The following is a 19772-nucleotide window of genomic DNA, read 5'->3' as shown; positions in this document are numbered from 1 at the left end:
GCGTGGTTCTGTGATACAGCAAACCACGCGGCCTTGATCTTAGCACAGCCAAGCCCGCTTCAGCCACTGCTTCATTGGGCTAAAAAGTCTTGAAATAACTGAAATTACCTAATCAAAGATTTCTTTCACCTTGTCAAGAAAACTCTTGCCGAGCGGATGGACATCGTCTCCCGACTCACGGGCAAACTCCTCCAGCAATTCACGCTGACGCGCCGTAAGCTTCGTTGGTGTCTCAACCCGCAGCACCACCAGCTGGTCACCGCGCCGACTGCCTTGCAGATCGACAATGCCCTTGCCGGAAAGCTTGAGCACCTTGCCCGACTGGGTTCCCGCGGGCACCTTCATCCGCACACGACCTTCCAGGGTCGGCACCTCGATCTCACCACCAAGGGCCGCCTGGGCGAAAGAAATCGGCATTTCACAAATGACATTGCGCCCTTCGCGGTGAAAAATCGGGTGTTCCTCCACCGTCAGAACAACATACAGATCACCCGGCGGGCCACCGTGCAGGCCGCTCTCTCCCTCGCCGGCCAGTTTCAGGCGGGTGCCGGTTTCAACCCCGGCGGGAATCTTCAGCGAAACCTTGCGTTTTTCCTTGACCCGGCCGCTGCCATGGCAATCGGGACAGGGCTGTTCAATCCGGCTGCCGCTGCCGCCACAATCGGGGCAGGGGCGAGTCAGCTGAAAAAAGCCCTGCTGATAACGGACCTGACCGACACCGCCGCAGGTCGAACACACCTTTGGACTGGTGCCCGGCTTGGCGCCGCTGCCACCGCAGGTGGGACAGCTGTGATGGCGGGGGATCTGGATACTGGTTTCGGTGCCAAATGCCGCCTGCTCGAAACTGATGCTCAGATTATAGCGCAGATCGTCGCCACGCTGGCCGCGGCCGCCGCGCTGACCACGACCACCGCCGAAAATGTCGCCGAAAATGTCGCCAAAGATGTCTTCGAACGGACTGCCGCGAAAGCCGCCGCTGGAAAAACCTCCGTTACCGTCGACACCGGCATGGCCAAACTGATCATAGCTGGCCCGCTTCTGGGCATCGGACAGCACGGCGTAGGCCTCGCTGGGCTCCTTGAACCGTTCCTCGGCCTGACGATCGCCAGGATTCTTGTCGGGGTGGTACTTGATAGCCAGCTGGCGGTAGGCCTTTTTAATTTCAGCCTCGCTGGCATTACGGTTGACCCCAAGGATTTCATAATAATCACGTTTGCCGTTTGCCAAGGGTCGTTCCTTCCCGTGGATGGCTTACAAACAGCAGGGGCACAGCTGTTTGTGCCCCTGCAATGCGTGGCGCTGATCGGCTGAAGAAGCTGGCCGGATCAGGCGGGCCGCCTGCTGGCGGCCCGCACGTTCTCAGGTCTGGCGCCTACTTTTTCTTGTCGTCGTTGACTTCCTCGAATTCAGCGTCAACCACGTCATCGCCGCTGGCCGGCTCGGCCTTGGGGGCTTCGCCACCCTCGCCCGCCGGATTCTGCTGGGCCTGGGCATACATTACCTCGGCCAGCTTGTGCGACGCCTGGGCCAAAGCCTCGACGGCCTTGTTGATGGCATCGGTGTCCTCGCCCTTGATGGCTTCCTTGACATTCTCCAGCGCCTTTTCAATGCCGCTCTTGGTTTCGCCATCCACCTTGTCGCCGTGCTCGGCGAGGGATTTCTCCGTGCTGTAGACCAGGCTATCGGCCTGATTGCGGGCCTCGATCAGAGCACGCTTTTTCTTGTCCTCGGCCTCGTGTGATTCGGCATCCTTCACCATTTTCTCGATTTCCTCGTCGGACAGACCCGACGAGGCGGTGATGCGGATGGACTGTTCCTTGCCGGTGCCCATATCCTTGGCCGAGACATTGAGGATGCCGTTGGCGTCAATGTCGAAGGTTACCTCCACCTGCGGCACGCCCCGCGGCGCCGGCGGAATGCCGACCAGCTCGAAGCGCCCGATGGTCTTGTTGTCACCGGCCATTTCACGCTCGCCCTGCAGCACGTGAACCGACACGGCCGGCTGATTGTCCGCCGCGGTAGAAAAGATCTGGCTCTTCTTGCACGGAATGGTGGTGTTTTTCTCGATCAGCTTGGTCATCACGCCACCGAGGGTCTCGATGCCCAGCGACAGCGGCGTCACATCGAGCAGCAGCACGTCCTTGACCTCGCCCTTGAGCACGCCACCCTGAATGGCGGCGCCGATGGCCACCACCTCGTCGGGATTGACCCCCTTGTTGGGCGTTTTGCCGAAGATGGTCTTGACCTTCTCCTGCACTGCCGGCATGCGCGTCATGCCACCGACCAGAATCACCTCGTCGATCTCAGAGGCCGACAGCCCGGCATCCTTGAGCGCTGTGCGGCAGGGGCCTTCAAGCTTGCCGATCAGGTCGGCGCAGATGCTTTCCAGCTTGGCGCGGCTGAGTTTGAGGTTGAGATGCTTCGGCCCGCTCTGGTCAGCGGTAATAAAGGGCAGGTTGATATCCGTTTCGACCGAGGAGGACAGCTCGCACTTGGCCTTTTCCGCCGCTTCCTTCAGGCGCTGCAGGGCCATCTTGTCCTTGCGCAGATCGATACCCTGCTCCTTTTTGAACTCATCGGCGAGATAATCGATGACACGCTGGTCAAAATCCTCGCCCCCGAGAAAGGTGTCGCCATTGGTCGACTTGACCTCGAACACGCCGTCACCCAGTTCCAGGATCGACACGTCGAAGGTGCCGCCGCCCAGGTCGAAAACGGCGATCTTTTCATCCTTCTTCTTGTCAAGACCGTAGGCCAGCGCCGCCGCGGTCGGCTCGTTGATGATGCGCAATACCTCCAGACCGGCGATCTTGCCGGCGTCCTTGGTGGCCTGGCGCTGCGAATCGTTGAAGTAGGCCGGCACGGTGATCACCGCCTCGGTCACGCTTTCGCCCAGGAAGTCCTCCGCCGCCTGCTTCATCTTCTGCAACACCATGGCAGAAATTTCCGGCGCGCTGTATTTCTTGCCACGGGCCTCGACCCAGGCATCGCCATTGTCGGCCTTGACAATCTTGAACGGGCTGATTTCGATATCCTTGCGCACGGCGTCGGAATCGAACTTGCGCCCGATCAGACGCTTGATGGCAAACAGGGTATTTTCCGGGTTGGTCACGGCCTGGCGCTTGGCCTGCTGGCCCACCAGCCGCTCACCGCTTTCGGTGAAGGCCACCATTGACGGCGTGGTGCGAGCGCCTTCGGCATTGGCGATAACGATCGGCTCCCCTCCCTCCATCACGGCAACGCAGGAGTTGGTGGTGCCCAAATCGATTCCGATTACTTTTCCCATGGTCTGTAGTCTCCTTTGTTATAGCCTGCTGTCCGGGCTCGTATCAGGCATCCGCCGCAGCGGCGCCTGCCGGTGCCGCTGCCTTGGACACCAGAACCAGAGCCGGACGCAACAAACGGTCATTCAGCATATAGCCACGCTGCATCTCTTCCACCACCGTGTTCGGCGGGCAATCTTCCCGCTCCACCTGCCCCATGGCCTCGTGACAGGCCGAATCAAAGGGCTGTTGCAGGGCCGCCACCGGCCGCACCTGAAATTTGTCCAATACCCGCTGGAACTGCTCCAGCGTCATTTCCACTCCGGTGATCAGCCCCTCGACCGGGATATCCTGGGTTCGGGCGTGGGCCAGAGCGCGTTCAAGATTGTCCACCACCGGCAGAATCTCGCGCAGCAACTGTTCGTTGCCATAACGCTGCAGATCCTCTTTTTCGCGCTGCACGCGCCGGCGATAGTTTTCCAGATCGGCGCGCGCCCGCAGGTACTGATCCTTCTGGGTCGCCAGTTCCTCGCGGCAGGCCTGCAGCTGGGCTGCCGGCACCAACGACACCTCTTCCTCAAGGCCGGCGCAGGACGCCTCGGACTGGCCGTTGGTGGATGTTTCCGCTTCGGTTCCGGTCAGGGGAGCAGCCTGCTGCGGCTGCGATTTTTCTTCAGACACGTCCATTCCTCTCACTCAGGGTTGATGCCTTGACAAAAAGCATCCGGTTAGATGGCGAAACAAAAAACGCCAAAGGCAAACCGCACAACCGTTGCCGCAACGCCACCGCGGGTGCGTTCTTGCCACGCCAGCAGGGTTATTCCAGTTCGCGCTCCAGCATCCGACTCACCAGCCGGGCGGTGTAATCCACCACCGGCACCACCTGGGCGTAGGCCATCCGGCTCGGACCGATGACCCCCAGGGAGCCTAGGGTCTGCTTGCCATTGGTATAGGTGGCGGTAATCAGACTGCAGCCTTCAAAATCCTGATACGGCGACTGGCTGCCGATATAGATCTGCACGCCCTGGGCCTGCTGGGTACGATCAAGCAGTTCAATCAGATGCCGTTTCTGTTCAAAGGCCTTGAACAGCCGCTTCATGCTGGCGATATCGGTGAAATCGGGCTGATCGAGCATGTTGGCGGCGCCTTCGATAAACAGATCGCCCTCGATATCATCACCGAATACCTGGCTCGACAACGACAGCGCCCGGGCCAACAGGCGGTCATACAACGCCTTTTCTTCCCGCATCTGCGCCACCAGCCGGCCCCGCACCTGGGCAATGGTCAGACCGCCAAGCGACTGGTTGAGGTAGTTGGTCACCTGCTCCAGTTCGCGCACATCGGGCATATCGTCGCTGGTTTCGATAATCTTGTTCTGCACCACGCCGCTTTGCGATACGAAGATCACCAGCAGCCGATTCTGCGACAGGGGCACAAATTCAATGTGGCGGAAGGTGGTGGCGGAAAAGCGCGGTGCCAGCACCAAACCCGTATAATGCGACATCTTCGACAGCACATGACCGGCCCGTTTGAGCAACTGCTGCGGCTGCAGGCCGCTGGCGGCACAGTGGGCATCGATACAGAGGCGTTCGGCCTCCGTCAGGTCGCGCACCTGCAACATCGAATCGACATAGAAACGGTAGCCCTTGTCCGTCGGCACCCGGCCGGCCGAGGTATGGGGCGATACGATGTAGCCCATTTCCTCCAAGTCGGCCATGACATTGCGCACCGTCGCCGGCGACAGCATCTGCGGATGCTGGCGCGCAATGGTGCGCGAGCCCATGGGTTCCCCCGAGGCAATATAGCCTTCGATGATCGCTTCGAGAATGCTCAGACTGCGCTCGTTGAGTTCCATAGCCGCTTTCATCACCGGGGGCCAGCGCCTGGGCCGGCAGCTGCTGGCCCTCCACTGTTAGCACTCTCTGCCGCCGAGTGCTAACAGGGCAGAACATAACAACGGCCCTGATCTTTGTCAAGACAGCCGGCCAAAAACCACCGCCAGCAAGCTACGACAGAAAAGGGCTGACCAGGTGGTCAAACAGCAGCCAGTCCGGCGCCGCCATGCGCCAGACGCCCTGCTGCCGCTGCAACCGAGAACCGCAGAACTGCACCGCCGCGGCAAAGCAGGAGGCGAAGTCCGCGCCAAACAGCCGGCGAAATTCCACCTCGTCAACGCCGGCGGCGGTACGCAACCGCAGATAAACCCATTCGCTGCGCGCCTGGTCGGCGCTGAAGGTCTCGATCAGCTGGCGCGGCGCGGTCCCCGTTTCGACCGCCCGGCAGTAGCCGCGCCAGTCGTCGGCGGCCGCCCAGCGCTGACCCTGATCCTCGGCAAAGAAGCTGTGTGCCCCGGCCCCCAACCCCAGATAGGGGTGGCGCTGCCAATAAGCCAGATTGTGGCGGCAGGCGCGGCCCGGCCGGGCATAGTTGGCGATTTCATAGTGGTCGTAGCCCAGGGCGCTGAGTTGCTCGTGCCAGAACAGGTACTGGGTGCAGTAGGCCTCCTCCGACTCCGCCGTGAAGCGGCCAGCGGCCGCCTCGCGCGCCAACGGCGTGCCCGGCTCGATGGTCAGGCCGTAGAGCGACAGGTGTTCCGGTGCCAGCCGCTTGACCCATTCGAGTTGCCCGTGCGGCGGCAGCCCCGGCACTGCAAACATCAGATCAAGGCCGATATTGTCGAAGCCGGCCTGGCGGGCGGCCTGCACCAGTGCCACTGCGGCCGCGCCATCATGGCAGCGCCCCAGCCGCTGCAGCACGGTGTCATCGAAACACTGAACCCCGACAGACAGTCGATTCAGGCCAAGACGGCGGGCGCCGCGCAGCCAGACATCATCCACCGTCGCCGGGTTGACCTCCAGGCTGATTTCGATGTCGTCCGCCCAACCCAGCCGCGCCCGGCTTGCTGTCAGCAGCTGCTCCAGTTGCGCCAGCGTCAGCAGCGAGGGCGTCCCGCCGCCGAAGAACAGGCTTGTCAACGGCAGCGCCGTCAGCGAGGGTGGCAGCAGCGCCATCTGCAGATCGCGGCACAGCGCCGTCACATAGCGCTGCAGCGCCTGCGGTGCCGGCAGGGGGCGTGAATAGAAATCGCAATAGTGGCATTTGCTGCGGCAGAAGGGCAGATGCAGATAAAGACCAGCCACGGCGCACTCTCCCGACAGACGAAAAAGCGCCGGGGTCGGCTAAGACCCCGGCGCCACGGAACAAGGGACGCGGCACTGCCTCAAGCAGCGCAATGGCGTCAGTGGAAATACTTGCCGTTGATCAGCATGTGGACGGCGATGCTGGCAGCGTAACCCAGAGCAATCGCCGGCGTAAACACCAGATGGCGACCGAAGGTGTAGATGCCGCGGGCGGTACCCATCAGGGCAACACCGGCAGCCGAACCGATGGACAGCAGGCTGCCGCCCACACCGGCCGTCAGGGTCACCAGTAGCCAGTGACCGTGGGACATGTGCGGCTCCATGCTCAGCACGGCGAACATCACCGGAATGTTGTCAACGATGGCCGAGAGAATACCGACCAGCACGTTGGCATTGAAGGCGCCCAGATCATGATACATGGCCTGCGACGCCATGGCCAGATAGCCGAACTGGCCCAGACCACCGACGCAGAGGATAACGCCATAGAAGAACAGCAGCGTATCCCATTCGGCACGGGCGATCTCACGGAAGATGTCGTAGCCGTGCTCATCCTCCTCGCCGCTCAGATCCATGTGCAGCGGTGCCTCAGCCATCAGGGCCGCATGCTCGCGCTTCTTGATGTAGTAGGAGAAAAAGCCCAGATAGCCCAGACCCAGCATCATGCCGGCAGCCGGCGGCAGATGCAGGAAGTTGTGGAACGATACTGCCGTGACGATGGTGCACAGGAACAGAATGATGACCCGTCTGGCGCCGAACTTCATCTGCACCTTTTCGTCCAGGGCCTGGGGTTTTTCCTTGCTGATCAGGAAGTTCATGATCGTGGCCGGCACCAGCCAGTTGACCAGCGACGGCAGGAACAGGGCAAAGAATTCGCTGAATTCGACCATGCCCTTCTGCCACACCATCAGGGTGGTGATGTCGCCAAAGGGTGAGAACGCGCCACCGGCATTGGCACCGACCACCACGTTGATACAGGCCATGACGACAAAGCGCTGGTTCGAGCCGCCCACGGCCATCACCACCGCGCCCATCAGCAGGGCGGTGGTCAAATTGTCCGCCACCGGCGAGATGAAGAAGGCCAGCAGGCCGGTAAGCCAGAAGATGACCCGCAGCGAAAAGCCGCGCGACACCAGCCAGGAGCGCAGCGCCTGAAACACGTTGCGCTCCTCCATGGCATTGATGTAGGTCATGGCGGCAAGCAGGAACAAGAACAGCTCGGCGTATTCCACCAGATTGTGCAGAATCGCATGGTGGGCATGGTCAGGCTCGCCCAGGCTCTTGTAGGTGATCGCCACCAGGATCCAGATGATTCCGGCAGCCAGCAGCACCGGCTTGCTTTTACGCAGGTGCAGCTTCTCTTCCAGAATCACCAAGGCATAGGCGCCGACAAACAGCGCCAGCGCCAGCACGGCCAAACCACTACCGGTCAGGTCGCGCACGGCGCCGCCGCCTTCACTGGCCAGGGCCGGCAGGGCGGCCAGGCTGAACAAAACGGTCAACAGACTCTTCACATTTTCCCCCGTAGCATGAAATAAAAAAGGTATGAAACCACCCGACAGTGACCTGTCTCGCGGCCGGGCTGACACCGGAATAAACATAACAAAATCGGCACCCTGTTCGGTGTGCCGGTCATTGGTACGCTGAGGCTGGCAACACCCGCCGACAGGCGGGCTTCTGGCATAGATCAACGATTTTGCGTTGTTTTTCGACTTTCAGGGCTCATCTTCATAGCACCGGCTTCGCGCCACTGTCAACCCTTGAAGCACCATGTGGGACTTTTTGCCTTTTATGTTGCAGATCTTCCACATCAGGTAATCCCCCTCAAGGGACGCAATCCCGCGCCGCGGCTTGCGGCCGACAGCGGCCCTGGGCTATGATGGCGCCCTGCCACAGGGCAGCGAATTCTACCGCCAGCCAAAAGGAATCCCACCATGAAACAGGCCCTGAATCAGGACATTGTCGCCGGCATCGCCCAGTTCAACATCCAACTGGGTGACTGTGACGCCAACCTGCAGACCGCCCTGGCTGCCCTGGAACGCCTTGCCGGCCAGGGCGCGCAGCTGGTGGTCCTGCCGGAGATGTGGAGCACCGGTTACGCCTACCGTCAGCTCGATCAGCTGGCGCAGCGCACGCCGGCCATCCTGACGGCACTGGCCGAGGTCGCCCGCCGCCACCAACTGGTCATCGTCGGCAGCTTGGTGGAGCAGGATGGTGGCCGGCTCTATAACAGCGCCTACACCATCGACGCCGGCACCCTCGTCGGCCACTACCGCAAGCTGCACCTGTTCTCCACCATGGGCGAGGACCGCTTTCTGGCCGCCGGCGACCGCACCTGTGTGGTGCCGACCCGGCTCGGCCGTATCGGCGTCGCCATCTGCTACGACCTGCGCTTTCCCGAGCTGTTCCGCAAAATGGCCCTCGAAGGCGCCGCCATCATCTGCCTGCCGGCGGAATGGCCCAAGCCGCGCCAGGAACACTGGCGCACCCTGCTGCGCGCCCGCGCCATCGAAAACCAGCTGTTTGTCGCCGCCGCCAACTGTTGCGGCGTGCAGGGCAAGCTCGATTTCTTCGGCATGAGCCTGCTGCTGTCAGCGCGCGGCGAGGTCCTGGCCGAAGCCGGCGAGCACGACACGGACCTAATCGCCACCTTCAGCGCCGAGGAAATGCTCAGCTACCGCAGCCAAATCCCCTGCTTCCGCGACCGGCGGCCGGAAATCTACGGCACCCTACCTTGAGCCTGAGCCGGCAAGCGGCTGGGCCGTGGCACGCAGCGGCGCCGGAATCTGCTCCAGCTGGTCGGCAAACATCAGCTCCCCCGCCTCGTTGAGATACAGATAGCGCGGACCGCTGGCCGGTGCGGATTGCTGGTGCAGCTCGATCAGGGCATCGACGCTGGCTGGCGGCGCCGCGCCTGGACGGCGGGACACCTCCGGCTGCGACGGGCGCACAACGGGCAGCGGCGCGGCCGGGGGCGTGGCGCCGGGCACGGCGACCGGCTGTGACACACGCAGACGCGCATGAAAACGCTGCAGACTGTGCAACAGACTGCCGGCCGGCGGCCGGCTGTAGCGCAGCAGCTGATCAAGCAGCAGCAGCAGCACAACAAACGTCAGCAGGGCCAGCACAAAACGCAACCAGCGCGGCCGACTGGGGCGCGCGACCGGTTTTTTTCGCCTTGAGGTTGCCGGGCGGCGCTTGGCCGGCACCGTCCGTTTAGCGCTCATCCCGCCCTCCCGGCAACCGCTCCAGTCCCCGGTATTGCACCGCTTCGGCCAGATGGGCGACAGCAATGCGCTCGGCCCCGGCCAGATCGGCGATGGTGCGCGCCACCTTGAGAATCCGGCCATGGCTGCGGGCCGACAGCCCCAACCGATCCGTCACCTGCTGCAACAGACGATGGCCTTCCTCGTCAAGCGCACAAAAACGGCGCAGATGACGCGCCTGCATCTGACTGTTGGTGTGCAAACCGTAGGGCGCCAGCCGCTGCTGCTGGCACTGCCGGGCCGTTTCAACCCGGGCGCGGATGGTGGCCGAGGCTTCCGGCTCGGCACCGCCGGCCAGCTGCTGGTAGCTGACGCGGGGCACCTCCACCTGCAAATCGATTCGGTCAAGCAGCGGCCCGGACAGGCGGCTGCGATAGCGCTGCAGGGCCAGCGGCGTACAACGGCAGGGATGCTGCGGATCGCCCAGATAGGCACAGGGACAGGGGTTCATCGCCGCCACCAGCATGAACGAGGCCGGAAAGGTAAGACTCTGGGCCGCCCGGCTGATGCTGACCCGGCCATCCTCCAGCGGCTGGCGCAACATCTCCAGCAGGTTCTTCTTGAATTCCGGCAATTCGTCAAGAAACAGCACGCCATTATGGGCCAGCGACACCTCACCGGGCCGCGGCACCGCGCCGCCACCGATCAGGCCGGCATCGGAAATGCTGTGGTGCGGTGACCGAAAAGGGCGTTGCCGTACCAGGGCATCGGCCCGTGGCAACAGGCCACTGATAGAATGAATCCGCGTGGTTTCAAGGGCTTCAGTGAAATTCAGCGGCGGTAGAATGGTCGGCAGGCGCCGTGCCAGCATGGTCTTGCCGCTCCCTGGCGGACCGATCATCAGCAAGTTGTGGCTGCCGGCGGCCGCGACCTCCAGCGCCCGCTTAACCTGCTGCTGGCCGCGCACCTCGCTGAAATCCTCGGCCCCTTCCGGTAGCAACACCGCCGCGTTACCAACGGGCGGCGGCGTTGCCGTCAGGCAGGTCGGATCGTTGAGAAACTCCACCACCTGGGCCAGATCCTCCACCCCATAGACCGGCACTGCACCCACGACCGCGCCCTCGGCGGCATTTTCCGCCGGCAGAATCAACCCCTCGACCGGCCAGTCGGCCGCCGCCACCGCCACGGCCAGACAGCCCCGCACCGGCTTGATGCGGCCATCAAGGGACAGTTCGCCCATATAGAGAAAGCGCCGCGCCCGTTCCGGCACATGGCCGGTGGCCGCCAGAATCCCGACAGCGACCGGCAGGTCGAGAGAGGCGGCATCCTTGCGAATATCGGCCGGGGCCAGATTGACGGTGATGCGGCGCACGGGAAAATCGTAGCCACTGTTCTTGATGGCCGATTTGACCCGGTCCTTGCACTCCTTGACGGCGCCTTCCGGCAGACCGACGGTGGCAAACTGGGGCAGGCCTTGGGCAACATCAATTTCGACCTCGACGGGATAGGCGTCGATGCCGATCAGGGCTCCGGAATAAAGGGTGGCAAGCATGGGGGCTCCTGCTGAACCGGGAAACATGACAACGGGCTAACCGGGCAAGTATAGCAGAAACCGACCGGCCGACAGCAGCCCTGGCACAAAACATCCCCCACAAGGGATTTTTTACTCTTTGACAGCCGCCACTGTGCCTGTCTATCGTTTGTCGCTGCCACATTCAGCATTGCTGGCCGCCCAGTCCCCCGACGGGCAAGCCGCCAATGAAGCCCTTGGCCGGAGAACCGGTCGCGAAAATTCTTTATTGTGCCACGACCCAAACCGTTTGCCGTGGCACCCAAGCTGGAGGCTGTCATGCTGTTTTTTCTGTTTTATCTGGCCACCGGCGCCATCGCCGGGGTCATGGCCGGACTGCTCGGTGTCGGCGGCGGTGTCATCATCGTGCCGCTGCTGGCCTTTGCCTTCAGTTCGCAACAGATGCCGGAGAGCTACATCCTGCATCTGGCGCTGGGCACCTCGCTGGCCAGCATCCTGTTCACCTCGCTGTCGAGCCTGCGCGCCCACCATGCCCGCGGTGCGGTTCACTGGGCAGCGGTGCGGGCCATCGCGCCAGGCATTCTGACCGGCACCTTTGCCGGCAGCTATCTGGCGGCCCAGCTGTCGAGTCGCTTTCTCAGTATCTTCTTCGTCAGCTTCCTGTTCTACGTCGCTGTACAGATGCTGCGCAACAAGCGGCCCCATCCCGGCCGCGAATTGCCGGGCTTTGCCGGCATGTTCGGCGCCGGCAGCCTCATCGGTGGCGTGTCTAGCCTGGTTGGCATCGGCGGCGGCAGCCTATCGGTACCCTTTCTCGTCTGGTGCAACCTGCCACTGCATCGCGCTGTCGGCAGTTCCGCCGCCATCGGCTTTCCCATCGCCCTGGCCGGCGCCTCCGGCTACCTGCTCAACGGCCTGGCGGTAACCAACCTGCCCGGCGGCAGCCTCGGCTTCATCTACCTGCCGGCCCTGGCCGGCATCGCCCTGGCCAGTGTGTTGACCGCGCCGCTGGGAGCCCGGCTGGCCCACAGCCTGCCGGTAACGCGGCTTAAGAAGGTGTTCGCCCTGTTCCTGGTACTGATGGGAACGCGCATGCTGATCGGCCTGTTCTGCTGACCCGGCACGAAAATCGGCGGCGAAACCGGGGTGGCCACTGGCTCAATGGGCCTGGCCACTGCGCACCAGCGCGAGAAATTCGGTATAGCTGCTCACCTGCAGACAGCTTTCGCGCATCGGCCGGCTCTTGAAGGTGCCGGCAATGTCGGCAAGAATCTCCAGCTGGATACCGCTGTCGTCCTGCGGCGTGAGGATGAAGAAAATCAGCATGGCTGGCAGATCATCGGGCGCGTCGAAATCGATCCCCAGGGGCGCCAGCCCCACCAGCACCAGCGGCTCGGCCAGGCCCTCCAGCCGGGCGTGCGGCACGGCCAGGCCCTTGCCGATGCCGGTGGCCATCACCTGTTCGCGCTGCCGCACCAGAGCGGCAATCTCCGTCACCGCGCACCCCGCCAGGGGCGCCGCCAGCTGAGCAAACTCCTCGATCAACTGCCAGCGATCCGCCGCCTTGAGCCGCAACACAAAACCGCTCGGCGCCAGGTAATCGACAAAGCGGCGGGCCTTTTTCAGCCGCAGCACGGCCTGCATGGCCGGGCCACTCAGCAGCGAGGTCACCAGCGCCATGATCACCAGCGACACAAAAACCGTCTGACTGATCAGACCATACTGCAACGCCAGCACACCCAGAATAATGCCCATGGTGCCCTGGGCACTCATGCCGAAACCGATCCCCAGGGCATCGCGCCACGGCAGGCCGGCACCCCGGCCGCCGAGCGTGCTGCCAAGAATCTTACCGCAAAGGGCCAGCACCAGCACCGTCAGGGTCAGCAATGGATTGAAGTGGTCGAGAAAATTGACCTTCAGACCAATGCTGGCAAAAAACAGCGGCGCGAAGATGAAGGATACAAACTGCTCGATGGTGGTGCGGGTGCGTTCGCGCAGATGGCTCGAATGGCCCAAGGCCACGCCGGCGAGAAAAGAGCCGAAGATGGCATGGATGCCGATCCATTCGGTGAAGGCCGCGGCCAACAGACACAGGGATAGGGCAAAACCCAGCACCCCGCCGGGCCAGCTGGTATGGGCCTGTATCCAGGGCAATGCACGATGAATGGCCCAGGGGAACAGCGTCAGCATCATCAGGGTAAAGAGCAGGGTCAGGCCGATGGTATAGCCGACCGGCAGCCCACCACCGGCGCCGAGCAACCCGAGAATGACGGCAAACACCAACCAGCCGAGCAGATCGTTGAGCACCGCCGCCGCCACCACCGTCACGCCCAGATCGCTCCGATAGATGTTCAGATCCATCAGGATCTTGGCGATGATCGGCAGGGCCGATATCGACAGCGCCGTGGCCATGAACAGGGCAAAGGCGAGCCGGGGCGCGCCGGCCTGGTGACCCATCAGTTGCGGCAGCCACCAGGCGGCGGCAAACCCCAGGGCAAAGGGCAACGCCATGCCGGCCAGGCCGACCCACAACGCGGTCTTGCCCTGGCGCCAGACCGCCGACAGATTGACCTCCATGCCAGCCACCAGCAAAAACAGCACGATGGCCAACGTTGTCAGACCATCAAAGGCCAGCGCGCAACCGCCGACACAAGGGAACAGAAAGGCATGAATCGCGGGCGCAACAGCACCGAGTACCGTCGGTCCGGCCAGAATGCCGGCGAGGATTTCACCCAGCACCGCCGGCAGGTTGACAGAACGTGCCAGCTCCCCCAGCAACCGCGCCGCTGCCAGCAGCAACCCGAGAGACAACAGCAATACGGTAACATTGTGGTGATCAAGAACGTCCATGCGGCCTCGTCAGGGCGCAGCACCAAAGCGGGCACAAAGCCCATGGCTGCCGGGATCAGGGAGAAAGGATTTCCGCCGCCCGGCAATTGCACACCCCGGAGCCCTTTACAACCGGCATCAGGGAGGACAAGCCAGGCAAAAACGCACAGGCAGGCAGGCCAGGATCAGGCCATGAAACAAGGTCCGCAAGCGTCGAGGCCACGAAACGATGGCAGAGCAACAGCAGTCCAGGGCTGTGTAGCTCTGCCATCACCAGCAGGAGCACAAACCAGATTGTTCCTGTTTATAACAACTGCGGAAGAAACAGCATCGCGCCTAGCAGGATGTTGAAAAAGTCCCATCCGGGGCTTTTTCAACGACGCAAGCCGAAAATGCGATTTCCGTCTTGCTCACAAAATCAATCCATTACCAAGTAATGATTGATTTTGGTCGCCCGTCCATGGGCTCCAGCAGGCTGTTTTTCAACAGCCTGCTAGGCCCGGGCGCGCCAAACGTCTATCGACAGCCGGCTGGCGGCGGCATCGCCTATGCCCGCAAGCCCGGCCCGTCAAGCCGGGCGGAAATGGCGGCTGCGGCCGCATGACCGGGCTCTGTCGCCGTGTCGGCCGCCCGGCCGGCCATGCGGCTGTAGGCCGCCGCGACCTGGGCCATCTGCGGTGCGGCCCGTTGCTGTTCGGCCAGTTCCTGCCGCGCGCTGGCCGCCTGGCGACGTGCCCGCGCCGCCACCCGATAATCCTGAGCGGACGGTTGAGCCGGCGCCAGGGCAGCCCGCTCAATGACGGCCATCTTTTCGATGGTGGCCGCAGGATCACCCGCCACGGCCGCCAGATCGACATTGACGGCCCCTTCAACCGCGTAGCGGCGGCCATCGGGACCGGTTTCGTAGCGCAGGGTCGGCGCACCGGCATAGGGGCCGCCGGCGGCGGCATGGGCCGCTTCGTGAACCCGCACCTCCTGATCACGCTGCTGCAGCTGCCGCACCTGTTCCAGTTCGGCCGTGGTCAGCTGGGTCTGGGGCGCTGCGGCTGCGGCCACTGACGTCTTCTCCTCCGCCTCGCCAGCAACCGGTGCCGTGGCGGTTTTCGCCTCATCGGCCTGTTGGCGCGCCGCACCACTGAGGCTGACACGATCACGACTGTCACCCTGCCGCTCTCCAGCCAAAGCGCGCCCGTTGCCGGCGAGCGGTCGCAACACCGTCAAGCCCTGCGGCCAGGGGGCCTGCCGGGCATAAGCCTCCAGCGGTGTCAGAGAAGAAGAGAGCCGAAGCGCGGACATAATGCGACTCACCGGAAAAGGGCAACCCTCAGTCCAGCAGCGGCAGCACCTGCGCTACCCGCCAGAATTCTGGTGAAGTATAGCAAAAAGACCGCGGCACCGCAGCAGCGCGGCGTTACTTTTCCAGTTCAGCGAAATCGTCAGCACTGCGCTGGTGGGCCAGCCGTTGCAACGCGTACAACGACAGCCCATAGAGCACAGGCCACAGCAGCAGCGCTGCCAGCAACCAGAGCAGCAACGCGCCAGCGGCGGCAAAGGCCAACGGTGCCAGCGTACCGGCCATTCGCGACAGATCAAGCAGGGCAGACAGCGAAAGAATGGCACCAGGGGCAGGAACACCGGCCAGAGAGGCACCGGCGTGAAAGAAGGGCAGCAGCAGAACCAGCTGCAGGGGGTAAAGCGCGAAATTGACCGCCTGCATCAGCGCCAGATTCAGTCGCAGACTCAGGGCCAGGGCGGCGCACAACAGACTGGTGCCCCAGGGCAACGGCATCAATCCCAGCAAAATCGCCAGGCTCAGTGCCAGCGCCAGACGCCGCGGGCTGGAACCCGCCCACAGCAGACGGCCGAGAAGCCGCCGGATTTGACGGGCCGCATGCAAGCCGCCAAAACGCCGATCAGATCCGCTCACGCCGGACGTGAAACTGCAGGATGGCGCCGGTCACGCGGCTACAGCCGGTATAGAGAAACAGTAGCCACCAGAGCACGGCCGCCAGCAACAGGATGGCCGGGTGCCACAGGCCACGCAGCCCCGTCAGCAAATCGACTGGCAGCTGCGGCCCCGGCGGCAGCCAGCTCGCCACCAGCGGCAGATAAAACAGGCTCAGCAGGGCCATCCACTGATAGGCGCTAAAGCGCCGCTCGCCACGATAGTCGGCGCGCAGCAGTTCCGACAGCAGCCGCCAGCCCTGGGTGACCAGGGTTGCCAGCAGCAGAGCCGCCAGCATCGCTCCACGGCTGTAGAGCCACAGTCCCATCAGGCCGGCGCCGACATAGAGCAGGGCGGTCAGGGCCTGAACCGGCACGACCGCCGTGTTCTGTAAACCGCTGGCATAGGCGATCTTGCGGGTTGTGCCTTCAAATACCAGCGGAAAACGCCCGAACAGCCGACGGACCAAAGGGCCACTCTGGGCCAGTGGCCGACCATAACAGCAGCCGAAGCTGATACAGGCCAGCCGGCCGAAGCCCTCGCCAAAGGCGTAGGCCAGCGCCAGCGCCGCCAGGGTCGCCAGCGGTGGCAACAGTTGCCGCCCCACTACGGCGTTGATGGCCAGAACCAGCCAGGGCGCCGCCAGAATACCGACAAAAACCGCGCCACCAACGGTGAAGGTGTGCGCCTTGCCCTCAACCCATTGCGCCACCAGTCGCGAAGCCGGCACACACAGCCCCAGCAACGCCAGTCCAAGCAGCGCCACGGTGGCGCTGGCCACCCCGACAGCCTGCAGCGCCAACAACAGCAGCAGCAAGGCCGCGACATAGGCATTGGCGGTCAACAGGCCGTAATAGGTCAGGTTACAGCCCTGCCACTGTTCCGGACCAACGCGCCGCAGCGGCACCGCAGCGATAAACTGCCAGCCTTCGCGCGGCAGCACCCGACAGCCCCACAGCAGGTAAAAGCCGCTCAGCAAGGCTAACACCAGCAAAATCAGCAGATTGGTCATCACAACAGGCTCCTTCCGAGCTGCTTTGGTAAACAGCATCAGGTTGGCTGGCGAAACACAAAGCACCGCAGGCAAGGCCGGGGCCGTTGCCGCAACGCCGCCATCGCTACGTTGTTGCGCCCCCAGCTTCCCAGGCGTAGTTCAACCTCCTGTCACCGCCCGGCCGATGGTGCTGCGCAGCCGCACCTCGGTTTCCACCAGCGGCAGACCAAAGCCGCGGCTGAAGCGGCTGACGACATCGCCACGCCGCTGGTTGGCCAGCAGATCGTCGCTGAAGCGCAGCCGGCCGGGTTCGAACAGCAGCACCACCGTGCTGCTGCCGGGACGGAACAGGCTTTTGGGCTGACCCCGGCGCACGAACAGTCCGGGGTACTGCAGCGTCACGGGTTCATACCCGCAATGATCGCAGTAACAGCTGTGCAGATCACCGATCATCAGCGCCACCACCTCGACCATGGCCACCAGCCCCACCTGAGAGCCGTCGGCCACATCGGTATCAATCAGCGTCACCAGGCGGCGGTTCTTGTCATAGGGCGTCACCGCGGCCACCACCGCGCCGGGATTGCAGGCATGATAGCGGCCCTGCACCTCGTACTGATCGACAATCCGGCCACTGACCGGCAGGTGGTTGTAATGGTATTTCTCCGGCGTCAGCCGGAAAATGGCGACATCGGCGGCGGCAAAGCGACCCAGCCAGTCGGTCTTAGTCGCGGCCAGCAGCTCCGCCAGCACGAAAAACTTGTCCTTGAGCCACAGAGCACTGTCTTCGGCCAGGGAGGCCAGCAACAGGCGCGCATCCGCCGGCGCCACCACCGCCCGCTCATCCGCCGCCATGGGCCGGCAATGCCAGTAGCGGATACGCCGCTCGAACAGCCGACGGGCACTGGTGAGCCGCTCCGGCTCCAGGCATTCCGCCAGATCGATGCCGTACTGACGCAGGAAGGCCGGCTGGCGCAAACGGGGATTAAAGGTATCGAGATCGTACTGGGCCAGCGCCAACAGGCGCGAACTGTAGCCACTGGTCAGCAGCCGGAACAACGCCGGTGCCTGTTCACGCAGCGGATGATAAAGAAAACGCACCAGCCGGTCGCCGAACAGCTGCTCGGTCCGTACCTGGCCGCTATAGCGCTCGATATACTGGTGTGGTAGCGTCATGGTCCCCCTCCCCCTCGCCTGTCAAACCCGCCCGGCGCCGGTCCTGCTGCAGGCACAGCAGCACCAGATTGATCAGCGCCAGCAGATCGGCACCGCGCAGCCGCTGCTGCCGCAACCGCTGGACCAGATCGTCGAAGGCCGTGGTCAGGTCCTCGCGCCCGCCGAGCTGCTGGCGCAACCAGACCCGTTCGGCCGCAGACCCCTCAGCTGCCAGACTGGCCACCGTCGGCCGCAGATCGGCCAGACCTTCCCACAGCTGCTCCAGCCGCAGCTGATCACGATAATAACGTTCCGCCAGCCGGTTGAACTCGGCCGCCGGCAATTGCAGAGGCTGGCGCACACCGGCGTCGGCCAGAATGGCACGGCTCAGCCGACCGACGGCGCTGGCTTCGGCCGGACGCAGCAACCGCTGGCGCAGATCGGTCAGCAGCTCGCCGCAGCCCAGCTGCTCGATCAGGGCGGCGCCATCCTGCTCCAGCACCTCCAGCGCGGCCAGGGCGTACTGCTGCTGTGGCACGCGCCAGTAACCGGGATAGCGCCGACTGACCCGCACGCCGGCCGTGCGCCGCAGAATGCGCAGCAAGAAGCGGTTACGACTGTCGCGCCGCACATAGAAGGTCGGCAGACCAAGGGCGCGGCCGAAAAAAATCTGCCGTCGTTCACTTTCACACTGGGGAGTATCGGGAATGGTGCGATGCTGGCCAAGACCGCTGGCCATGTACTGAAACGCCAGAGCGCTGATGAGCTGCTGCAGGCTTACCGCCGCCGCCATATCGGCGCCAAAGGAAGGAAACAGACTGTAATAACGGCCTTCGAAGCCACAGAAACCCTGTTGCTGGTAACTGCGCAACTTCATCAGCTGATACAGCGACATGCGCGCGTCGAACACGCCCATGGCATCGAGATCGGCCAGCAGGCGCTGCTGGTTGCCCAGATGACCATCGAGAGCCGGGCTTTCGGCGCTGCTGAGAAAACTCACCGGATAATCGATCAAACGGAAATCCGGCACAAAATCGCCCTGCAAGCCCGGCAAGCGGCTCAGGGCGCCATCGAGCCAGTCAGGCCCGAAGGGCGTCAGCCGCTGTCCCAGCAGCTTGAGCTGCGCCTTCTTGCGCCAGCGGCGCCACAGCATGCGCAGATGGGTGAAATCGAGTTCGTGGGCCAGAAAACCCAGCGCCCGCTCCGGATGAAAATCCTCAAAGCCGAGCCGATAGGGCGCGGCACTGTAGGTGCCGACAAACAGGGGCAGAAAATGTTCCTGAATCTTGATCGCCAGATCACCGCACAGCTTTTCCAGTGCCGCCGGATAGCTGCCGCCACCGCCCAGGGCCCGTTCGGCAGTCAGACGCCGGCTGCCGAGACTGACATGCACCCCATTATGGAGCGGCGCCGGTTTTCTTGGACACTGATTTGGGGTAATGTCCCCGTGTCCAAGGAGATTGACAATGACCAAACAGAACCAGAACGAAACCGTCACAGGACCGTTGGCCGAGGGGCAGCGCTGGAGTGCCGCCCGCAAGCGTGAAGTGGTCCTACGTCTGCTGCGGGGCGAATCCGTTGATGCGCTATCCCGCGAACTGAGCATTGAGATCTACCGCCTGGAGCAGTGGCGAGAGAAAGCGCTGGCCGGGATCGACGAGTCGCTGAAAAAACGCCAGAATGATCCCGTCCAGACTGAACTCAACCAGGCCATG

The 19772-nt window shown here is 63.3% G+C and carries 16 protein-coding genes and 1 pseudogene; 3 read left to right on the top strand and 14 right to left on the bottom strand.

All coding sequences use genetic code 11. The features are described from left to right. Window positions 1-108 precede the first annotated feature (108 nt). The 6 genes from dnaJ to nhaD all read right to left on the bottom strand — a co-directional run bounded on the left by dnaJ (window position 109) and on the right by nhaD (window position 7914). Window positions 109-1227 (bottom strand): molecular chaperone DnaJ, encoded by a 1119-nt coding sequence (gene dnaJ / locus BLR80_RS09825; RefSeq protein ID WP_092079378.1) that lies wholly within the window; start codon window positions 1225-1227, stop codon window positions 109-111. Window positions 1228-1372: 145 nt separating this feature from the next. Continuing rightward, the gene (dnaK, locus tag BLR80_RS09820; protein WP_092079375.1) at window positions 1373-3286 is read right to left on the bottom strand and encodes a molecular chaperone DnaK; all 1914 of its coding nucleotides are present in this window, start codon (window positions 3284-3286) and stop codon (window positions 1373-1375) included. A gap of 43 nt (window positions 3287-3329) precedes the next feature. Then, window positions 3330-3944 carry a nucleotide exchange factor GrpE gene (gene grpE / locus BLR80_RS09815; protein ID WP_245691466.1) on the bottom strand — a complete coding sequence of 205 codons (615 nt, stop codon included), beginning with the start codon at window positions 3942-3944 and terminating at the stop codon, window positions 3330-3332. Window positions 3945-4080: 136 nt separating this feature from the next. After that, entirely contained in the window at window positions 4081-5130 is a 1050-nt protein-coding gene (gene hrcA / locus BLR80_RS09810) for a heat-inducible transcriptional repressor HrcA (RefSeq protein WP_245691471.1), read from the bottom strand. Window positions 5131-5269: 139 nt separating this feature from the next. Beyond that, window positions 5270-6403 carry a radical SAM family heme chaperone HemW gene (gene hemW / locus BLR80_RS09805; RefSeq protein ID WP_171906411.1) on the bottom strand — a complete coding sequence of 378 codons (1134 nt, stop codon included), beginning with the start codon at window positions 6401-6403 and terminating at the stop codon, window positions 5270-5272. A 98-nt stretch (window positions 6404-6501) separates the two neighbouring features. Continuing rightward, on the bottom strand, window positions 6502-7914 hold the full coding sequence (gene nhaD / locus BLR80_RS09800; RefSeq protein WP_092079364.1) for a sodium:proton antiporter NhaD: 1413 nt from the start codon (window positions 7912-7914) through the stop codon (window positions 6502-6504). Window positions 7915-8334: 420 nt separating this feature from the next. On the opposite strand from nhaD, the gene BLR80_RS09795 reads away from it, so the two are divergent. Then, window positions 8335-9138, top strand: coding sequence for a carbon-nitrogen family hydrolase (locus BLR80_RS09795; RefSeq protein ID WP_171906409.1), 804 nt, complete (start codon window positions 8335-8337; stop codon window positions 9136-9138). Here BLR80_RS09795 and BLR80_RS09790 read toward each other — a convergent pair. Then, window positions 9130-9627: a hypothetical protein gene (locus tag BLR80_RS09790; RefSeq protein WP_092079362.1), complete on the bottom strand. Its 498-nt coding sequence runs from the start codon at window positions 9625-9627 to the stop codon at window positions 9130-9132. The two genes, BLR80_RS09795 and BLR80_RS09790, sit on opposite strands and share 9 nt — an antisense overlap. Next, window positions 9617-11158, bottom strand: a complete 1542-nt coding sequence (locus BLR80_RS09785; protein WP_092079360.1) for a YifB family Mg chelatase-like AAA ATPase — start codon at window positions 11156-11158, stop codon at window positions 9617-9619. The genes BLR80_RS09790 and BLR80_RS09785 overlap by 11 nt, the downstream gene beginning before the upstream one ends. Before the next feature lie 297 nt (window positions 11159-11455). Here BLR80_RS09785 and BLR80_RS09780 point away from each other — a divergent pair, with 297 nt between their 5' ends. Then, window positions 11456-12253, top strand: coding sequence for a sulfite exporter TauE/SafE family protein (locus tag BLR80_RS09780; RefSeq protein WP_171906408.1), 798 nt, complete (start codon window positions 11456-11458; stop codon window positions 12251-12253). 42 nt (window positions 12254-12295) lie between these two features. Here BLR80_RS09780 and BLR80_RS09775 read toward each other — a convergent pair whose 3' ends face one another. From BLR80_RS09775 to BLR80_RS09750, 6 genes are all read right to left on the bottom strand, one after another. After that, the gene (locus tag BLR80_RS09775; protein ID WP_171906407.1) at window positions 12296-13987 is read right to left on the bottom strand and encodes a cation:proton antiporter domain-containing protein; all 1692 of its coding nucleotides are present in this window, start codon (window positions 13985-13987) and stop codon (window positions 12296-12298) included. A gap of 525 nt (window positions 13988-14512) precedes the next feature. Beyond that, window positions 14513-15262 carry a putative metalloprotease CJM1_0395 family protein gene (locus BLR80_RS09770; protein WP_092079358.1) on the bottom strand — a complete coding sequence of 250 codons (750 nt, stop codon included), beginning with the start codon at window positions 15260-15262 and terminating at the stop codon, window positions 14513-14515. Window positions 15263-15377: 115 nt separating this feature from the next. Beyond that, window positions 15378-15893 (bottom strand): DUF2062 domain-containing protein, encoded by a 516-nt coding sequence (locus BLR80_RS09765; protein WP_092079355.1) that lies wholly within the window; start codon window positions 15891-15893, stop codon window positions 15378-15380. After that, window positions 15880-16923, bottom strand: a complete 1044-nt coding sequence (locus BLR80_RS09760) for a prolipoprotein diacylglyceryl transferase family protein (RefSeq protein ID WP_092079352.1) — start codon at window positions 16921-16923, stop codon at window positions 15880-15882. Before BLR80_RS09760 ends, BLR80_RS09765 begins: the two co-directional genes overlap by 14 nt. Before the next feature lie 141 nt (window positions 16924-17064). Then, window positions 17065-18078, bottom strand: a complete 1014-nt coding sequence (locus BLR80_RS09755) for a phosphatidylserine decarboxylase (protein ID WP_092079349.1) — start codon at window positions 18076-18078, stop codon at window positions 17065-17067. Next, window positions 18044-19450, bottom strand: coding sequence for a hypothetical protein (locus BLR80_RS09750; RefSeq protein WP_092079346.1), 1407 nt, complete (start codon window positions 19448-19450; stop codon window positions 18044-18046). Before BLR80_RS09750 ends, BLR80_RS09755 begins: the two co-directional genes overlap by 35 nt. A gap of 73 nt (window positions 19451-19523) precedes the next feature. On the opposite strand from BLR80_RS09750, the pseudogene BLR80_RS09745 reads away from it, so the two are divergent. Next, window positions 19524-19772: pseudogene (locus BLR80_RS09745) on the top strand (hypothetical protein); the annotation flags it as partial.

The organism is Desulfuromonas thiophila, assembly GCF_900101955.1.
In the GTDB taxonomy this organism is placed as follows: Bacteria; Desulfobacterota; Desulfuromonadia; order Desulfuromonadales; family Desulfuromonadaceae; genus Pseudodesulfuromonas; species Pseudodesulfuromonas thiophila.
Note: the sequence above shows the minus strand (reverse complement) of the source record. Positions and strands in the feature narration are given on the sequence as shown.

Excerpts from the sequence above, each read along its gene's own strand:
- BLR80_RS09795 (WP_171906409.1), top strand. The coding sequence starts at position 8,335 with ATGAAACAGGCCCTGAATCAGGACATTGTCGCCGGCATCGCCCAGTTC.
- dnaK (WP_092079375.1), bottom strand. The coding sequence starts at position 3,286 with ATGGGAAAAGTAATCGGAATCGATTTGGGCACCACCAACTCCTGCGTT.
- BLR80_RS09770 (WP_092079358.1), bottom strand. The coding sequence starts at position 15,262 with ATGTCCGCGCTTCGGCTCTCTTCTTCTCTGACACCGCTGGAGGCTTAT.
- hrcA (WP_245691471.1), bottom strand. The coding sequence starts at position 5,130 with ATGAAAGCGGCTATGGAACTCAACGAGCGCAGTCTGAGCATTCTCGAA.
- BLR80_RS09790 (WP_092079362.1), bottom strand. The coding sequence starts at position 9,627 with ATGAGCGCTAAACGGACGGTGCCGGCCAAGCGCCGCCCGGCAACCTCA.
- BLR80_RS09785 (WP_092079360.1), bottom strand. The coding sequence starts at position 11,158 with ATGCTTGCCACCCTTTATTCCGGAGCCCTGATCGGCATCGACGCCTAT.
- BLR80_RS09780 (WP_171906408.1), top strand. The coding sequence starts at position 11,456 with ATGCTGTTTTTTCTGTTTTATCTGGCCACCGGCGCCATCGCCGGGGTC.
- BLR80_RS09760 (WP_092079352.1), bottom strand. The coding sequence starts at position 16,923 with ATGACCAATCTGCTGATTTTGCTGGTGTTAGCCTTGCTGAGCGGCTTT.
- BLR80_RS09755 (WP_092079349.1), bottom strand. The coding sequence starts at position 18,078 with ATGACGCTACCACACCAGTATATCGAGCGCTATAGCGGCCAGGTACGG.
- BLR80_RS09775 (WP_171906407.1), bottom strand. The coding sequence starts at position 13,987 with ATGGACGTTCTTGATCACCACAATGTTACCGTATTGCTGTTGTCTCTC.